Origin of the sequence: Streptomyces sp. MZ04 (genome assembly GCF_004684775.1) — a bacterium.
Lineage (GTDB): Bacteria > Actinomycetota > Actinomycetes > Streptomycetales > Streptomycetaceae > Streptomyces.
This window is the reverse complement of record NZ_SRIC01000210.1, coordinates 1-15,071: the sequence shown is the minus strand read 5'-3', so window position 1 is coordinate 15,071 and position 15,071 is coordinate 1. Positions and strand designations below refer to the sequence as shown.

Sequence of the window (15,071 nt, the reverse complement as noted above, 5' to 3'; positions counted from 1 at the left end):
AGAAGGCCCCGCCCCCACCTGCGGCCGCGCCGAGGGCCGTGCGACGCGCCACCCGCCCGGCCGGTCCGCCCAAGCGGCGGCCGTAGGCACACGCGGCCGGGGCCCTGGGCCCCGGCCGCCCGGATCACTGCACCAGAACCACCCGACGGGGGACCCGCATGCCCGAAACCGATGCCAAGCGTGCCCGGCGCGGCACGATCGCCTTGTTCGTCGCCTCTGCCGTACTGGCGACCGTCGGCGTCACCCTGCTCCTCGGCACGGGCAGCGCCGAACGTCCCGCCGTCACCGCCCCGGCACCCACGGCGGCCGCCTCGTCACCCCGAGCCGCCGGTCACGGGTCGGCCTCGCCGGCCGCGTCCTCATCCCCCGCGGCAGCGTCTTCCCGGCCTGCGGCGCCTCAGGCACCAAGCCCGGTGCCGGAGCCGATGCAGGAGGCTGCACGAACCTTCGTGATCGCGTGGGCAAGCCACGACGCCCGGCCAGGCAAGGACACCTCCTACGACGACGCGTCCCGACGCGCTGCCGACCATGCCGCAGGCGACCTCGCGAAAGACCTGCGCACCCGCGCGAGCGGCAGCGCCGGCGCGCGGCAGTGGCTGGACTGGAAGGACGACCGGGTCCAGGTGACCGCTACCGTCCTGCAGGTTTCGCTGCCGGACGGAGCGCCGGCCCCCACCGGGGATTCCGGATTCGCCCGAGTCCTCTACAAGGTGACGCAGAAGCCGGCGACCGGCCCCTCTACCGAGTCGGAGGAGCAGGTCGCGCTCAAGCTGCGCCTTGGCGGCGACGGCAACTGGCGCGTGGTCGGGCTGCCCGATGTCTGAGAAGAAGGAGTCGAAGCTCGGCAGGAAGCTGCTGATCGGCGTCCTGGTCGCCGCTCTGCTCGGCTTCGGCCTCATCACTGCAGCAGTCCTGTCGCTCTCCTCCGCCATTGGCGAGGACAACACGAGCAAGTCCATGGAGAACGCCGGATTCGGAGGCGGACTCGCGGCCGATGCGGACATCCCCGGCTGGCTCCGCCCCATCATCACCGAGGCGGTCGCCAAACACGGCTGTGCGGAGGTCACCCCGTCCCTGATCGCCGCCCAGCTGTTCCAGGAGAGCCGGTTCAACCCGCGCGCCAAGAGCCCGGCGAAGGCGCTGGGCATTGCCCAGTTCATCCCGGGCACGTGGGCCGAACACGGAATCGACGGCAGCGGAGACGGCGAAGCCGACATCTGGAACCCCAAGGACGCCGTCTTCTCGCAAGTCGCCTACGACTGCTACCTCGCCAAGATCGTCCGTAAGGTGCCCGGCGACCACACCGACAACATGCTCGCCGCATACAACGCAGGCGCCTACGCGGTACAGAAGTACAGCGGCGTCCCCCCGTACAAGGAGACCCGGGACTACGTCCGCCTGATCCGGGACCAGGCGGAGAAGTGGGCGGCGCCGACGGAAAGCAGGATCTCCGGTGGCCTTGAGAAGGTCGTCGCCGGGGCCAAGGAGGCGCTTGGCACCCCCTACGCGTTCGGCGGCACCTGCCGGCTGCCCTTCGAGGGAGCGAACGGGTGTGACTGTTCCAGCCTGGTCAAGTACGCCTGGAGCAAGGTGGGCGAGAACCTTCCACGGACCACGTACGACCAGGTGGAGGTCGGCAGCAAAGTGAAGTCGGTGAAGGACCTCAGGCCCGGCGACCTGATCTTCTCCAGCGGCAGCGCCTCCGCCCCAGAACATGTCGCCATGTACATCGGGGGCAAAAAGGTCATCGACGCCCCGCACACCGGCGCGACGGTGCGAATCAAGCCCTTGTCCTACTGGGAGGCGCAGATCCTGGTGATGAAGCGCCCCGACTACACCGAACCCGCGGCGAGCGGCAGCGCAGGAAAGTGGGTGACTCCGGTCACCGACGACGCCATCGGCACCGCCTATCGCGTGTCGGGCTCGATGTGGTCCAGTGGCTACCACACCGGTGTCGACTTCCCCGTCTCCACCGGTACTCCGATCCGCGCCGTCGGCCCCGGCACCGTGGTGACCGCCGGCTGGTCCGACGCGTACGGCTATCAGGTCGTGATCAAGCACGCAGACGGCAAGTACTCCCAGTACGCCCACCAGTCCAAGCTGGCCGTCTCCGCGGGCCAGAAGGTGAGCGGCGGGCAGCGCATCGGCACTTCCGGCGCCACGGGCAACGTCGACGGCCCGCACCTGCACTTCGAGATCCGCACCGGCCCGGAATACGGGTCAGACATCGACCCGCTGGGCTACCTCCGCAGCCACGGGCTCAAGATCTGACCCGGTTCATCCGGTACGCACGGCCCCCTGCCAGGGTTGTGGGTGTCGCGGGACTGGTGTGTGGCACCGGAGAGCTGGGCGGTCCGCCTCGCGCGGCGCCTGGACATCATTGGCGGAAGGGGAGCCGCTCGCCGTGCCGGGTCGGGCGGAAGACCCTTCACACCGGTTCTACCGGCAGTAGAATGACGGCATGGGGAAACCGACCACGAGCATCAAGACGACCGAGCAGGCCCGCGACCGGCTCCGCGTCCTCGCGGACGAGGACGGCACGACCATCGCAGACCTGGTCGAGGAACTTGCCCTGTCGCGACTAACGGCCGCCGAGCGCGAGGAACGAGCCCGCGCGGCCGCCGCAGACCTCGGCCTGGCCTACACCCCCGAGCTCAAGGCCCGGGGACAGGCCGCGTGGGATCTCGTCGCCCGGCACGCCGAGCAGCAGCGGAAGAACAGCGGGACCGACGCCGCGTGAACCTGACTGTCGTTCTCGACCACACCGCGCTGACCGGTCTCTTCCGGGGAGAGGAGTTCTTCACCAGCCTGTACGTGGAGGCCTCGCACCGCCGAGGCCAGATCATCGCCCCGGCCCTGTCCGTCCTGACCGCCGAGCGGGAGACGCCAGGGGCCGGAGCGCACGCCGCCTCCCGCCCCTTCATGACGATCGCGCCCTTCGAGACAGCGAACCTGCGGGACGCTCTGACGTGGCCGTCCACAGTGCCCTGGGCTGTCGTGCACCCGGCCGCCCTACACTGGCAAGCTCTGTCTCAGGGCGAAACGCTCCACGTGATCAGCACAACTCCCCATCTGTATGCCGGTACCGGCGTAACCCCCCTCAATCCCTATGCGTAACCCCCGTCGCCTCTCACTGAGCGTTTCGCCCTGTTTCCTATCAATGAGCAATGACTTCGGAGTCCTGTGGTTGCGGAGCGGGAGGGTGCAGTGGAGCCGAGAGACTGCGCTGTGACAGCAGGGGACTGTTTCGTTCCTGCGTCTCCCGTCTCCTCCCAACGCGTCCCTGCCCACGCGCCTTTGCCCGACTGTGTTCGCTGACCCACCGATATGCCGCACGCACTTCTGACATATGGAATGGAACAGCAAGACGTGCTGGAGCTCTGCGGCAAACGGACCGAGTGCCACATGCCTCGTCTCTCCGTACGTACCGGGCGAGGTCGGTGTCAGATCCGAGTGCGCGTACAGCAACAGCATGGCAGTGGTGACGGGCGTCGGAATGAACGCGGCCGTGTCGTCAGGCGGCTACGCACGACGCCGTCGACGGCGGAGCCACGACATCACGCCGGGGCGTCGTTCAGGCCCGCCGCCCACTGTGGTGGCTGCGATGGTGATCGGCGCGGGCGGTTCGCTGGGCATCGGCGGTACGGGAGAAGAGGGCCGTTCCTCGGCCACCGTCGTCGGCTCACGGGGTGCGTCTTCTGCCGGTTCCGTTCGCTCAGGGACGAGGTCTGCCGCCGCAGCCGCCTGCGGCGCGGATGCAGCAGGTAGCGGAGGCATGGGAGCAGGACACGGCGAGGGTTCGGGGGCCGTAGGTGACGGGTGCGGCTTGCTGACCGGCCGCGCCGGGCCCTGGGGGTGGCCTGCGCGCGGCGGCCGCTTCCGCCACTTCTCCAGGGCATGCTGCTCCGCCGATACCGGCTCGGGGCAGCGTGCCGGGGTGGCGGTGCCGTCCTCGTTCTGAAGCCAGAAGGCGATCTGCCAGTGTGCGTCTGTCCAGAGACGCACCGCGGGCGTGCGGCCGCCGTGGAAGATCTCCCACCCGCCGACCGCCAAGACGTGGGTTCCGACGCTCAGGGGGTCCATCAGGCTTGCGAAGCGGGAGCGGATGGTCACGTGGAACTGTCCGGCCGGTGCGGGAATGTTGGTGGCGAGCAGGATGAACGGGGTGCCGTTGCTGTCCCGGCTGACGCGCTCGACCGTGCCAAGCACAGCAACCGGGTGGGCCAGCACGGGCGTTACCCGAAGGCGTGTGAACAGCCGTGTGTATGAGGCGTGGTGCGGGCCGTAGCAGAAGTCCGTCCATGGGATGAGCCGGCCGTTGTGCGGCCGGACGAGGAAGCGCGAGGTGATCTCCTCCTCCATGTCGTGGAGTTGGAGAAACTGAGCGATCTTCGCTGCGGTACTGACCGCAGGCGGCAACAGAGGCTTGACCGTAGTGACCGTGTGACGCACCACGTCGATGCCCGCGACGTCCTCGTCCGGTCGTACCGGCTGGGGAACTTCGTCCAGTTGGCGCGGCAGATTGAGCCGCAGAATGCCGCGGGCGTCGGCGTCAGCCAGACCGTGTGAGCCATGGGCGATGTGCTGGGTGACGGTGTCCGGGTTGAGCGGGCACGTCGCGTCGTGTTCGCTGACCAGCAGCCTGTACTGCGCCTGGACCGGGTTGCCCAGACGCACGTGGGCCCGTACCGGCCCGAAGGGCGCAGTGCACTTCCAGCAGATCAGATCGCCGGTGAAGTCATGGGGCGGGCCGATGTGCTGCCGGAAGACATCGCGGTTGGTCTCCTTCTCACGAGCGCGGTGCACTCGGCATCCCCTCCCCTTGGGCCGGTCCCGAGATACGCAAGACCTCTCCGGTCCCTCTCATGGTGTCGCCGTCGTCCGTACCATGCTGCCCGGTCACCAGACCTCCGCGCGCGGCTGGCCGGATCTGGCGTACGCAGCCGCCGTTCAGGCGTCCGGCAGGTCCTCGGCACGCAAGTCGCCGCGCACGCGCAGAACCCGCGGCCGGTGGCGGAAACGCCCGAACTCCCGCGGCCGCTCCTGGTCGGTTTCGATCTCCACGACCACGTCCGGGACGACGGGCAGATAAGGGATGGGCGCGGAGCCGGGCAGACCACCCACGGTTCCCGGCAGCTGCTGCTCCTGCTGTCCGCTCGGCCGCAGGAGGGACACCAGGTCGCCTACCACGGCCCGGGCAAGGGGCAGGCTCACGCCGACGGTTCGAAAATGGCCGCGGCGAGGCAGCCCCAGTACGGCGGCTTGGGTGGCGGGTGCGCGCCCGGTCACGCCGAGAACCACGGCTTCGCTGGTGTGACGGCGCCGCCACTTCAGCCATCCGGCCGCATGTCCGGCGCCGTAGGGGCGATCCGGCTTTCCGACCAGGCCCTCCACTGCTCCCAGGGCTCCCACCCACTGCTGCGCGATCTCGATGCTGGTGATGGAGGGCACCGGCCGCAGAGCAGGCGGAGCGTCGGCGAGCATCTCCAGGAGTTTGCCGCGACGTTCTTGATAGGGCCGTGGGCGCCAGTCTGTGGCACCCACGGCCAGGAGGTCGAAGGCGGCCAGGTGGACGGTGAAGTCGTCGGTGCGCCGCGGGCCTCGGGCCGGACGGGTCTGCAGGCGGGCGAAGCTGGTGGTGCCGTCCGGCAGGACTGCGAGCAGTTCGCCGTCCAGGACACAGTCGGGCAGTTGGCGGGTGAGGGCGGCCAGGTCGGAGAACGCGAAGGTGAGGTCGGTGTTGTGCCGGCTCCAGAGGCGGCCGGCACCGGCATGCACCTGCAGGCGCCACCCGTCGACCTTCGGTTCGACGAAATGGTGTTCCAGGTCGCGAGGGTCATCGACGGCTCGGCACACGGCGAGCGGAAGCGGAAGGGAGAGGCTGGCCACAAGAAATCGCTACCCCCGACGGTCTACTCCGGGGCGCTTGAGGACGAATTCACCTGTTCGACTGGCAGCGGACGCATCCGTCTCGCGGCCGCGCCGGGCGCGGCCCCCGGCTCTGGACTGGCCAGAGCCGGGGCAGGAAGGACGCCGTGGGGGACACGGTGGTCACTCTCCTTCTCCAACGACCGAGCCAGCGGCGGGTTCTGCGCCCGCGCCCTGGGCCTCGCCGCGCCGCCCCCGCGTCTCGTCTCGCACCGTGCAGCCGGGCAGTTGTCCCGCCGTCGGCCGCTGAGGATCACGCCGCCGCACGGCTCGTGACAGTCGGCCGAGACCAGACCCTTGAGTGAATCAAAGCCAGGTATTGCGACCATCGCAATATTTTGCGACCATCGCAATATGCTTCAGATTGACGAACTCGCCGCCGTGCTCCACCCGATGCCCGAACCAGGGAGCGTCACCCCGGACGACTGCTTCGCCGACGCCTGTGAGCAGACCGACCGCGACCGCAAGCAGTACGCCGACAGCCTTGAGGCCACCGCTCTGGGCACCGAAGAAGATCCCCTCATCCTGGCGCTGCAGGAGGCACGGGCCCAGAAGAGTGCAGCCGACCAGCGCATCCGGCGGCTCCTCGCCTACGCCCTGGAGTTCCACCCCAAGCGCCGCTACCCCCTCAACGACCTTGCCGGAGCCTCCGGCTACTCCTTCTCCGGCGTACGGACCGCGTACTCGGCAGACGAGGTCAGCCTCGTCCAGGGCCAGATCAACCGTGCTCCGTTCCAGGCCGTCTCGAAGGACTCCCTGGAGGGAACGCAGTGACCATCGCCCCGCCGACCAAGACCGGCCCGGCCGAACCAGCCGCTGCGCACCGTCTGCTCCAGACCTCGGATCTGCCTCCGTACAAGGTGGTGGCCAACGAGCTGCGGCAACGGATCCGTTCCGGACAGCTACGTCCGGGCGACCGGATCCCGTCCTCGCGGACCCTGCAGGACCGCTTTCAGATCGCGGGTGCGACCGCGCTGTCAGCCATACGGCTCCTGCGTCAGCAGGGTTTTGTCCAGACAACGCACGGCCGGGGTTCCTTCGTCGCAGACCCGCTCCCCGCGGACACCGGCTCACCAGACCAGGCACCGCCGCGGATGCCCACCTCCGAGTACACCGAGTTGAGCCGCCGCCTTGACGAGCTCGCGGAGCTCCAGTCGTCGTTGCTGGGCCTCCTGGAGCAGGCCGACGCACTCCGCAAATCACCGGCGTCTGCTCCGTAAGCTGCCGTTCGTCGCGCGGGTAGAGATCGGCTGCCGCGCCTCAACGCGGGCTGTCTCCGTCCGGACCGGACTGCTGCACGGGCGTCATCGTCGGTGCCGCCGTGGCCGTCTGGGCGCATTCCAGGATGGCGAAGCCCAAGTACACATTCAGTGCGCGTGCATCGAAGACGAACCCGGCAGCCAGGTTCGATTCGGCGATGTGCACGCTGGAGCGCTTGTCGGCAACCATCGGCAGTGCGCAGCGGCTCGCCACTGTCTTGAAGTCGGAGTTATGGGACACCGCGACCGAGATCCGGTTCACCGCACCAGATCAGGTTCAGGAGCGTGCTGACGCGTATGTGAAGGCGGTGAACGCCTACATCCTTGCCGACTACGAGCGGCGCCCTGACGGAACCGGCAGGCCCTGGAGAAGGCCGTGAAGGATCTGGAGGCGACGCGTCGGATGTTCGCCGACGCGGCGCGAGACTGGGCGACGAGTGAGCAAGCGGCAACCGATACCGCATAACGGGCGGAGCCGTTGGGCCCAATGACTCCGCCTGGTTGCCCAGTAGCGACCCGGCTCAGCATCACCGGCACCACCTGCACCCAGGCGCTCGCCATCCACCTCGGAGACTCCGTCGTCCCGCTGACAAGAGCGGATTTGCCTTCCTCATCCTCGGTGAGACGAACCCGGGTCCATTCACCTCGATGAAAGGCGTGTCACCTCCGCTGAGACGGGTCCAGAGGTGTCCCGTGCCACCGGATATTGACCGTGTGCAACTGAGACAGGTCAAAAGAGGGCGCTGGTCTGGGGTGGCAGTGAAGAAAGTTCAGTTCGCGTGTCACACCGAGACAGATGCCGACACCTGTAGCAGGTGAAAGTCCCGTCTACTCTCGGAGGTGCCACCGTGCTCTCACCTTCCCTCCCCTGCGTCCTGGCGTGTAGCCCGGCGCCAGCTGTCCCGTCCGCTGGTGGTGGGCGATGACCACGACCGACCTCATCGACGGTGCGATCGGTGTCATGCAGGACTTCCCCGGCCATGTCGAACGGCTGGGGAGATGGGTCGTGAGCAATGCCTGGTGGGTCGCCCTGCTCGTCCTCGGGGCCGGCGTCGCCGTCGGCGTCATCCGATGGCTACTCGCTCGGGGCCCGATGGCTGAGCGGACAGCCCTGGAGGTGCTGCCGACGACCGGCTTCGACCCCAAGGTCGAGGAGGTGGTGCGCTTCGGTCACCAGATTGCCCGCGCGCACAAGAGCGTCTCGCGCTGGCTGTTCTCACCGACCTGCGGCAGCGCCGTCCGTGTCCGCTTCACCTGCTCTGGCGGGGCGCTGTCCATGCGAGTCGAAGGCCCTGCGAAGGCGATGTCGGTGCTGCGCCACCAGGGCTACGCCCAGGTCGAGATGCGGCCCGTCGAGGCCGGTGGGCTCGCTGCTCACGACCGCCCTCAGATCCGGCTCGGCACCCAGTCCGCCTCCTGACGCTCGCAGAACAGGAAGAACATGACCACCGCTCCCGACCTGATCGCCACGCCGCTGGCCGACCTCGCCAAGCCCCAGGAAGACCCCCGGAACCAGCCCGCCCGGCAGATGCACTACGCCCGGGCCGAACTCGCCCTGGCCCTCCCCGACCACCTCGCCCTGCGCGAAGTGCCGCTCACCCCGGATCCGCTGGAGGCCCTGGCCAACGCGGTCGCCGACGTCCGGGAGGAACTCGGTGAGAGCGCCGACGTCGTTCTGGACCTGGTGCCTGTGACCCCGTCCCGGGTCGGCAGCCGCCGTCGTCGTCTGCTGGCCCAGGCCCGCCGCAACCCTGCTGACCATCCGGTCATCCCGGGCATGCCGCAGCGCACCAACCGCTTCGGCTTCGACCTGGGCTCGGTGATGTCGGAGATCGCCTCCGAGATGAAGGGCAACCAGGGCGGCGCAGCGCGACAGCGCCCCCACCACCACAGCCAGCGCACCCACCGCACGGCCGACATGAAGGCCGCCATGGGCAAGCTCGCGCCTGGGGCGGAGCCGGTCTTCTCCCTGCAGCTGCTCGTGCGTACCTGTGCCCAAGAGGCCGACCGGGCCCGGATACTCCTCGACCAGGTCCTCGCCGCCCTGGAGCCGTGGTCCGGCGACAACTACCTCCGGCCCGTCGGGCTTCACCTGGGTGTCACCCGCGTGCGGGCCGACCACTGGATGTACCGAAGCCGCTTCGACCGCCGCTTCGAGACCGGGCTGTTCACCCCGCGCCGCAACTCCTGGGTGACCGCCGAGGAGATCGCCGGTCTCCTCAAGCCGCCCACCAAGCACAACAGCGCCGCCAACATCGCCCGTTCGGGCGGGGTCGTCCCGCCGCCGCCGGCCGCCCTGCCGACGTGGACGGGACAGCCGGGGCTTCTCCCCCTGGGCTGGGTGTCCAAGGCAGGCGGCGGGGAGCGCCTGGCCGGGGTCCCGCTGAAGTACCTGTTGTTCGCGTTGTTCCTCGGCAAGTCCGGCTTCGGTAAGACGGAGATGAGCCTCGTCCAGGCCATCGCGCTGGCCCACAACGGCTTCGGCGTGCTCTTCCTCGACCCTCACGGCGACGGGTGGGCAAGGGCACGGCCCTATCTCGCGCACAAGGAACTGGCTGATCGGATCTGGGAGATCGACCTGACCTCCCCCGAGCTCGACAAGATGGTGGGCTCCTGGAACCCCCTGTCCATGGAGCGCCGGCGCGAGGCCGAGATCCCCGACATCGTCCAGTACATCGTCACCGGGTTCGCGGCCGCGCTGAACTGGTCCGACTCCGCGGGCCGCGCCAAGACCATCCTGACGCGGGCGGTCGAGTCGCTGGTGTACCTGTCGTGGCACGTCTGCCAGGCGGAGCGGCCTGACCTGGCGCCCACCGTCTTCCAGATCAGGACCATCCTCACCGACGCCGTATGGCGCACCAAAGTGCTGCCCTACCTGCCCAAGGACGTGCGGGACTTCTGGGAGAACGTCTTCCCTTCGTACTCCAAGGAAGCCGTGCCGGTCGTCACGAACATCATCGAACGCCTCTCGTCAAGCAACGCGATCAAGGCGTTCCTCGGGTCGAGCCGCTCGACGTACGACATCCGGCACGCCATGGACACCGGAAAGATCGTTTTCGTCTGCCCGGCCGGCACAGGCGACGTCGACCGCATCATCAGCTCCCTGCTGATCTACGACCTGTTTCGGGCGGGGATGTCCCGGCGCGACACCCCCGTCGATCAGCGCCGGGACTTCTTCTCCTTCATTGACGAACTGACCAGCGTGGACGGCGCATCGAAGGGCACTTTGGCCCAGATCACTGAGCAGTTGAGGAAGTTCAATGTGCGGCTGCTGGCGATGACGCAGATGGCGCAGCGGCTGACCCCCACGACGCGGCAGGGCTTGTTGCAGAACCTGTCGATCCTCTCCACGACGGCGTCCGATGTCGACGAGGCCACCCTGGTGACCCGCCGCTGGGGCAAGAAGGTGTCGCCTGACACGATCGCCCAGCTCAACCGGTACAACTACGTGATGTCGGTGACCCTTGGCGAGGGTCAGACCGACCCCTTCCGTGTGCGCGGTGCCTCGGTCGAGGACCTCTACGCCGACTACTACCGGCCGCAGAACGAGGAGCGGCTGAGCGGGGCCATCGACGAGAACCTGCAGCGCCGGCCGGTCCGCGACATCCTCACCGACCTGCGCCGCCTGGATATGCGGCTGCGCCGGTTCATCGTCACCCTCGACGTGCCGCCAGACGACGACCCCGTGGACGACGACCTGCCGCCCGAGGAGCCCGACACGGGCGAAACCGCGCCGCCCGACCACGGTCCCAACGGGCCGACTGGCGGGCCGCGGTCCACCAGCGCGGAGAAGCCGCGCGTCCACGACAGCGAGGGCACGGTCATCAGCGGTGCCCAGCCCGGCCCGCCCAACGACGCCCCGGACAACGTCTTGCCGCTCAACCCCCACCAGAACCCGTCGAGGCTCGGATGACCCTGCACCTTGGTGAACCGCCCGCGGCACCGGCCCGCACGCGCAGCTTCCACACCATCGCCCGCCAGGCCCTGGAACTGCTGTACCAGCACCGGGTGTTGTCGACCCAGCAACTGCACGTGCTTCTGACCAGGCCGGAGCGGCGGGCGGCGCGGCCTTACTACCTGCTCAAGCAGCTGGCCGAGCTCCACGAGGCGGGCCTGGCGAGCCGGGTTCGGGCGCAGGGCGGCGGCGCCGGCCCCGGCCGGGTTCGGACCAAGCCGTTCCTGTGGTTCCTGACCGAGGCGGGCGCCGAGTCCGTCGAGGAAGCCGGCGAACTACCCATCCGCCCCTACCGGGTGACACCCGAGTCGGTCGTCGGCGCCCGGCAGGCGCACACGCTCGCGCTCAACGACGTCGGGGTCGCGTTCGTCGAACACGCGCGGCGCCTGGGGCACGAATGCGGGCCCCTGGACTGGACCCCCGAGGTCGCCAACCGCATCCGTGACGGTCAGCGGCGTTTCGAGGACGACCACGTCATCAGCGACGCCGTGCTCAACTACGTCCACGTGGAGCGGGGTCGGCGCACCATGCTCAGCTTCTTCATCGAGCTGGACCGGGCCACCATGACTTCCGCACGGCTGGCCGCGAAGCTCCAGGCGTACGGCCGGATGTACGAGTACGTCCCGCAAGGGCCGGACCGTGGGCGCCGGACGCCGAACGCGACCCGCCCTGCCTGGATGTACAACTACCCAGTCTTTCCACGTGTCCTGGTGGTCTTGGATGCCGCGCCGCCGAAGGGCGGAGCGCCGGACCGCCGGCCGGAGCGGCTGGCAGCGCGGACCGAGGACCTCTACACGCGCACGGCCGCGGACGTCCGCCTCAGCCGACTCAAGGGCGACATCACGATCGGCGTCACCACCTTGCAGCAGCTGCAGCAGCACGGGCCCTGCGCCCCAGTCTTCACGCCCCTGCTGCGCGGCACGCCGTCCGCCCGGCCGGCCCCCACCGACTTCTACCTCTCCACGAAGTGACCTGCCGCTGAGGCGGCCCTTAAGGAAGCAACGCGATGACCAGTACCGCGCTGGAGGCTCCGCCCGACGGCGGGAGCATGATCCGGCTCACCGAGATCCTGCACCGCAGCGTCAAGCTGCGGCAGCGGCGCTTCGAGATGCTGCCCTTGCGCGGCGCGGGCGCGCCCTTCACTGAGACCCACGCGCGAAACCCCTCCGATTCGCTGCCGCCGTCGGAGCTCGCCGACCTGATCTCCTCCATGTCCGTCGTCGGACTCCTGGAGCCGGTGTTGGCCGAGGAGATCGTCGTCGACGGCAAAGCGCCGACGATCCGCTTGGTCACCGGCGAACGGCGCCTGCGCGCCATGCGCTGGGGTGCTACGCACCGTCCGGACAACCCGCACTTCCAGGCCCTGCCCGCGGTGGTCTGCCCAGGTCCGCTGTCCGACGAGGAGCGGCATATGTGGCGGTTCGTGGAAAATTTCGCCCGCGAGCCCCTCCGGCCCGGCGAGCAGGCCGCTGCCCTGTTGTACCAGCGGTGCGCCATCCTCGTGGGCAAGCTCCTGAAGGTCGGCAAGCCCGTACCTCAGGAGGTCTATGCCATCCCTGACCCGGCGGAGCGTTTCCAGGCGCTGGAGAAGATCCGCGGCACCGACCACAGCTGCGCCGCCCCGTGGAGCGAAGTGCTCGGCCGTCTCGGACTCCAGCTCGGCGAGCGCAAGGCCGGTGAGCTGGTGCGCGCCTTCCGTGCACTGCCCCGGGAGCTCACCGAGGAGATGGACGAGGCAGCGATCCGGCTGAACACCAGGATTCGCTTCGCCGAGCTCCGCAGCGGGCGCGCCGAGGCGGCTGAGGGAATCTGGGCCGCGCTGAAGACCTCCCAGCGGCTTCATCTGCTGCCGACCGCGGTGAACGTCGGCTTGGAGGAGCCCGCGCTCGGGCCGGGCGAGATCATCACGGAGGCGGAAGAGCGGCAGGACGCGGCGAACGCCGGCCGGCGCGCGAAGCTGTCCCGAGTCCTCGACACCGGCGAGGCGCAGGACACGCCGGAGGGCGATGAGGAAGCCCTCCCGCCGCTCGGCTCCGGACAGGACGCGCCCGAGGACTCCTCGGGTCCGGCGACCGCACCGCGGCCGTCACCGGATCCGATGTCGGAGCAACAGCCCGAAGCGGCACCCGAGTTGGCGCAGCCGAAGCCGGTCGTGGCAACGGACGTCGTCCGCGCCGCCCTGGACGGGGTCCGCAGCCTGCTGGTCGAGGTCCGGGCCGGCAAGGAGATCTCCCGATACGACCGCGGCTCCCTGCGGCTCGTCCTACGGGAACTCAGCGCCCATCTCGAGGAAGGCCACGCGCCCGCCCACCCGGAACACGACACCGCACACGAAGGAACCGAAGCAGCATGACCGTCTCCCTGCCCATCCCGACCGTCGGAGTGCCCCTTCCCGGCCGGGGGTGCGACTGCAACGCCTGCGCGTTCTACGCCGGGCCCGACGGCCGGGGCGGCCCGGCCACCGTCGAGCCCCTGTGCTCGGGCACCAACTCCGACTGCCGGTTCTGCGGGTGCGCCGCGGCCGAGGCGGACGCTCCCGCGAACGCCTGCGTGACCCGCAGCTGCCCGATCCGCTGCGGAAGCCGGACCGACATCGCCCAGTGGATGGCCGACGTCGGCGGCACGCTGGCCTTCGACGACATCAGCATCGACAGCCCCCTGCCCGACGGCCTGCCGCCCTTCATCCCCATGACCGACGGGTCCTCGGTCACCAGGCTCGACGCCAGCCTGAACTGGCCGGCCTACGGCGTCGGCCTCAGAAGGGTCTTCTCTCCGGACACCCACACGCTGTACCGGCGGTTCACCGAGCAGTCCGCGCGCCAGGCCCTCGATCTCAAGCCGCACCAGAAAGCGGTGCTCGTCGGCTACGGGGAGGACCCGCTCGTCGAGGCGTTCTGGACCAAGCGCCAGCGCGACAACCTCGTCGAACGGATCGCGGAGCAGCAGTGGGATCTGGTGCTCTCCTGCAACTACTCGATCTACGGGGACTGGCCGCGCACCGAGCACCTGCTGAACATGCGGCGCAGCCTGATGCTCGCGCAGGAGTTCGCCGAGGCCGGCGTGCCGGTCGTGCCGAACATCTACTGGTTCAGGCTGGAGGATCTGCAGCGCTACCTGGCCTGGACCGAGGACACTCAGCCGGCTGCGATCGCCGTGAACGTCCAGACCGTCCGCGACAACTCCACCTGGGACACCTGGGAGCGCCCCGGCCTGCACTGGCTGGCCGCGAACCTCCCCGACGACATGCCGATCATCCTCACCGGCCTGTCCCGCACCAACCGGATCGCGGAGATGGTCCAGCTCTTCGGCACCCGGCTGACCCTGGTCTCCCAGAATCCACACCAGTACGCCCTGCACGGCGCCATCATGACCGCGAACGGCCGCGAAGACGTCCACGCCCGGCCCGAGGACGCCTTCGCCGCGACGGTCCGGTACATGGCCTCGCTTCTGCCGGCCCGCTGAAATTCCTCCGCCTCAACTGTCACACCGTCGGCTCCTTTCACACCTGTAGCAGGTGAAACCCCTGATGGGAGGAGCCCTCATGACGACCGACGCACCCCGGCCCGAGGTTCAGACGACCGCTGCACCCGCGGCATCGCCGGCCTCTGCCAGCTGGCGGCTATGGATCCTGCTCGTCTGGCACCCCGCCCTGGGTCTGCCCGTCGATCCCGTCGCCGTACTGGGCCTCGACGACAGCCATGAGCCGTCGGGACGCGTCCTGCGCTGGGTCCCGCTCGTCTACGACCCGGCGGACCCGTGGCGCGAACGCATCGGCGAAAACACCTCGGCCGAAGACGTCGAGCGCTGGATCGCGCAGTCCGGCGGTGCCTGCGCGATCGAGCCTGCCGCCATTCCCGACGGTGCGCTCGACTTTGCCCACGCCGCCGACCTCATGCTGGACGAACTGCTGGCCGAGGTCATCCCCGCCC

The 15,071-nt window shown here is 69.3% G+C and carries 15 protein-coding genes; 12 read left to right on the top strand and 3 right to left on the bottom strand.

Translation table 11 applies throughout. From position 1 onward, the window contains the following. Nucleotides 1-158: 158 nt before the first annotated feature. The 4 genes from E2651_RS45580 to E2651_RS31420 all read left to right on the top strand — a co-directional run bounded on the left by E2651_RS45580 (nt 159) and on the right by E2651_RS31420 (nt 3,117). A complete protein-coding gene (locus E2651_RS45580; protein ID WP_245239353.1) occupies nt 159-824 on the top strand; it encodes a hypothetical protein in 666 nt (221 codons plus the stop codon). Beyond that, on the top strand, nt 817-2,271 hold the full coding sequence (locus E2651_RS31430) for a peptidoglycan DD-metalloendopeptidase family protein (protein WP_135334648.1): 1,455 nt from the start codon (nt 817-819) through the stop codon (nt 2,269-2,271). The genes E2651_RS45580 and E2651_RS31430 overlap by 8 nt, the downstream gene beginning before the upstream one ends. A gap of 190 nt (nt 2,272-2,461) precedes the next feature. Next, a complete protein-coding gene (locus tag E2651_RS31425; protein WP_135334647.1) occupies nt 2,462-2,740 on the top strand; it encodes a hypothetical protein in 279 nt (92 codons plus the stop codon). Beyond that, on the top strand, nt 2,737-3,117 hold the full coding sequence (locus tag E2651_RS31420) for a hypothetical protein (RefSeq protein WP_167828948.1): 381 nt from the start codon (nt 2,737-2,739) through the stop codon (nt 3,115-3,117). The genes E2651_RS31425 and E2651_RS31420 overlap by 4 nt, the downstream gene beginning before the upstream one ends. Nucleotides 3,118-3,522: 405 nt before the next feature. On the opposite strand, the gene E2651_RS31415 is transcribed toward E2651_RS31420, so the two are convergent. Together E2651_RS31415 and E2651_RS31410 are read right to left on the bottom strand one after the other, a co-directional pair. Then, the gene (locus E2651_RS31415) at nt 3,523-4,806 is read right to left on the bottom strand and encodes a hypothetical protein (RefSeq protein ID WP_135334646.1); all 1,284 of its coding nucleotides are present in this window, start codon (nt 4,804-4,806) and stop codon (nt 3,523-3,525) included. Between the two features lie 144 nt (nt 4,807-4,950). Next, complete coding sequence (locus E2651_RS31410) at nt 4,951-5,889, bottom strand: hypothetical protein (RefSeq protein WP_135334645.1); 939 nt, start codon at nt 5,887-5,889, stop codon at nt 4,951-4,953. Nucleotides 5,890-6,282: 393 nt separating this feature from the next. On the opposite strand from E2651_RS31410, the gene E2651_RS31405 reads away from it, so the two are divergent. Beyond that, on the top strand, nt 6,283-6,702 hold the full coding sequence (locus E2651_RS31405; protein WP_135334644.1) for a hypothetical protein: 420 nt from the start codon (nt 6,283-6,285) through the stop codon (nt 6,700-6,702). Then, nucleotides 6,699-7,148 carry a winged helix-turn-helix domain-containing protein gene (locus E2651_RS31400; protein WP_135334643.1) on the top strand — a complete coding sequence of 150 codons (450 nt, stop codon included), beginning with the start codon at nt 6,699-6,701 and terminating at the stop codon, nt 7,146-7,148. The genes E2651_RS31405 and E2651_RS31400 overlap by 4 nt, the downstream gene beginning before the upstream one ends. Before the next feature lie 40 nt (nt 7,149-7,188). Here E2651_RS31400 and E2651_RS31395 read toward each other — a convergent pair whose 3' ends face one another. Further along, complete coding sequence (locus E2651_RS31395; protein ID WP_135334642.1) at nt 7,189-7,449, bottom strand: hypothetical protein; 261 nt, start codon at nt 7,447-7,449, stop codon at nt 7,189-7,191. 660 nt (nt 7,450-8,109) lie between these two features. Between E2651_RS31395 and E2651_RS31390 the strand changes: the two genes are divergently transcribed. From E2651_RS31390 to E2651_RS31365, 6 genes are all read left to right on the top strand, one after another. Beyond that, nucleotides 8,110-8,607, top strand: a complete 498-nt coding sequence (locus E2651_RS31390) for a hypothetical protein (RefSeq protein WP_135334641.1) — start codon at nt 8,110-8,112, stop codon at nt 8,605-8,607. Between the two features lie 21 nt (nt 8,608-8,628). Next, nucleotides 8,629-11,100: an ATP/GTP-binding protein gene (locus E2651_RS31385; RefSeq protein ID WP_135334640.1), complete on the top strand. Its 2,472-nt coding sequence runs from the start codon at nt 8,629-8,631 to the stop codon at nt 11,098-11,100. Continuing rightward, a complete protein-coding gene (locus tag E2651_RS31380; protein ID WP_135334639.1) occupies nt 11,097-12,113 on the top strand; it encodes a replication-relaxation family protein in 1,017 nt (338 codons plus the stop codon). The genes E2651_RS31385 and E2651_RS31380 overlap by 4 nt, the downstream gene beginning before the upstream one ends. A gap of 35 nt (nt 12,114-12,148) precedes the next feature. Next, on the top strand, nt 12,149-13,495 hold the full coding sequence (locus tag E2651_RS31375) for a ParB N-terminal domain-containing protein (RefSeq protein ID WP_135334638.1): 1,347 nt from the start codon (nt 12,149-12,151) through the stop codon (nt 13,493-13,495). Continuing rightward, nucleotides 13,492-14,604, top strand: coding sequence for a DUF4417 domain-containing protein (locus E2651_RS31370; RefSeq protein WP_135334637.1), 1,113 nt, complete (start codon nt 13,492-13,494; stop codon nt 14,602-14,604). Before E2651_RS31375 ends, E2651_RS31370 begins: the two co-directional genes overlap by 4 nt. Before the next feature lie 79 nt (nt 14,605-14,683). Further along, nucleotides 14,684-15,071: hypothetical protein (locus tag E2651_RS31365; protein ID WP_135334636.1), on the top strand; the 388-nt coding region annotated here is incomplete at its 3' end.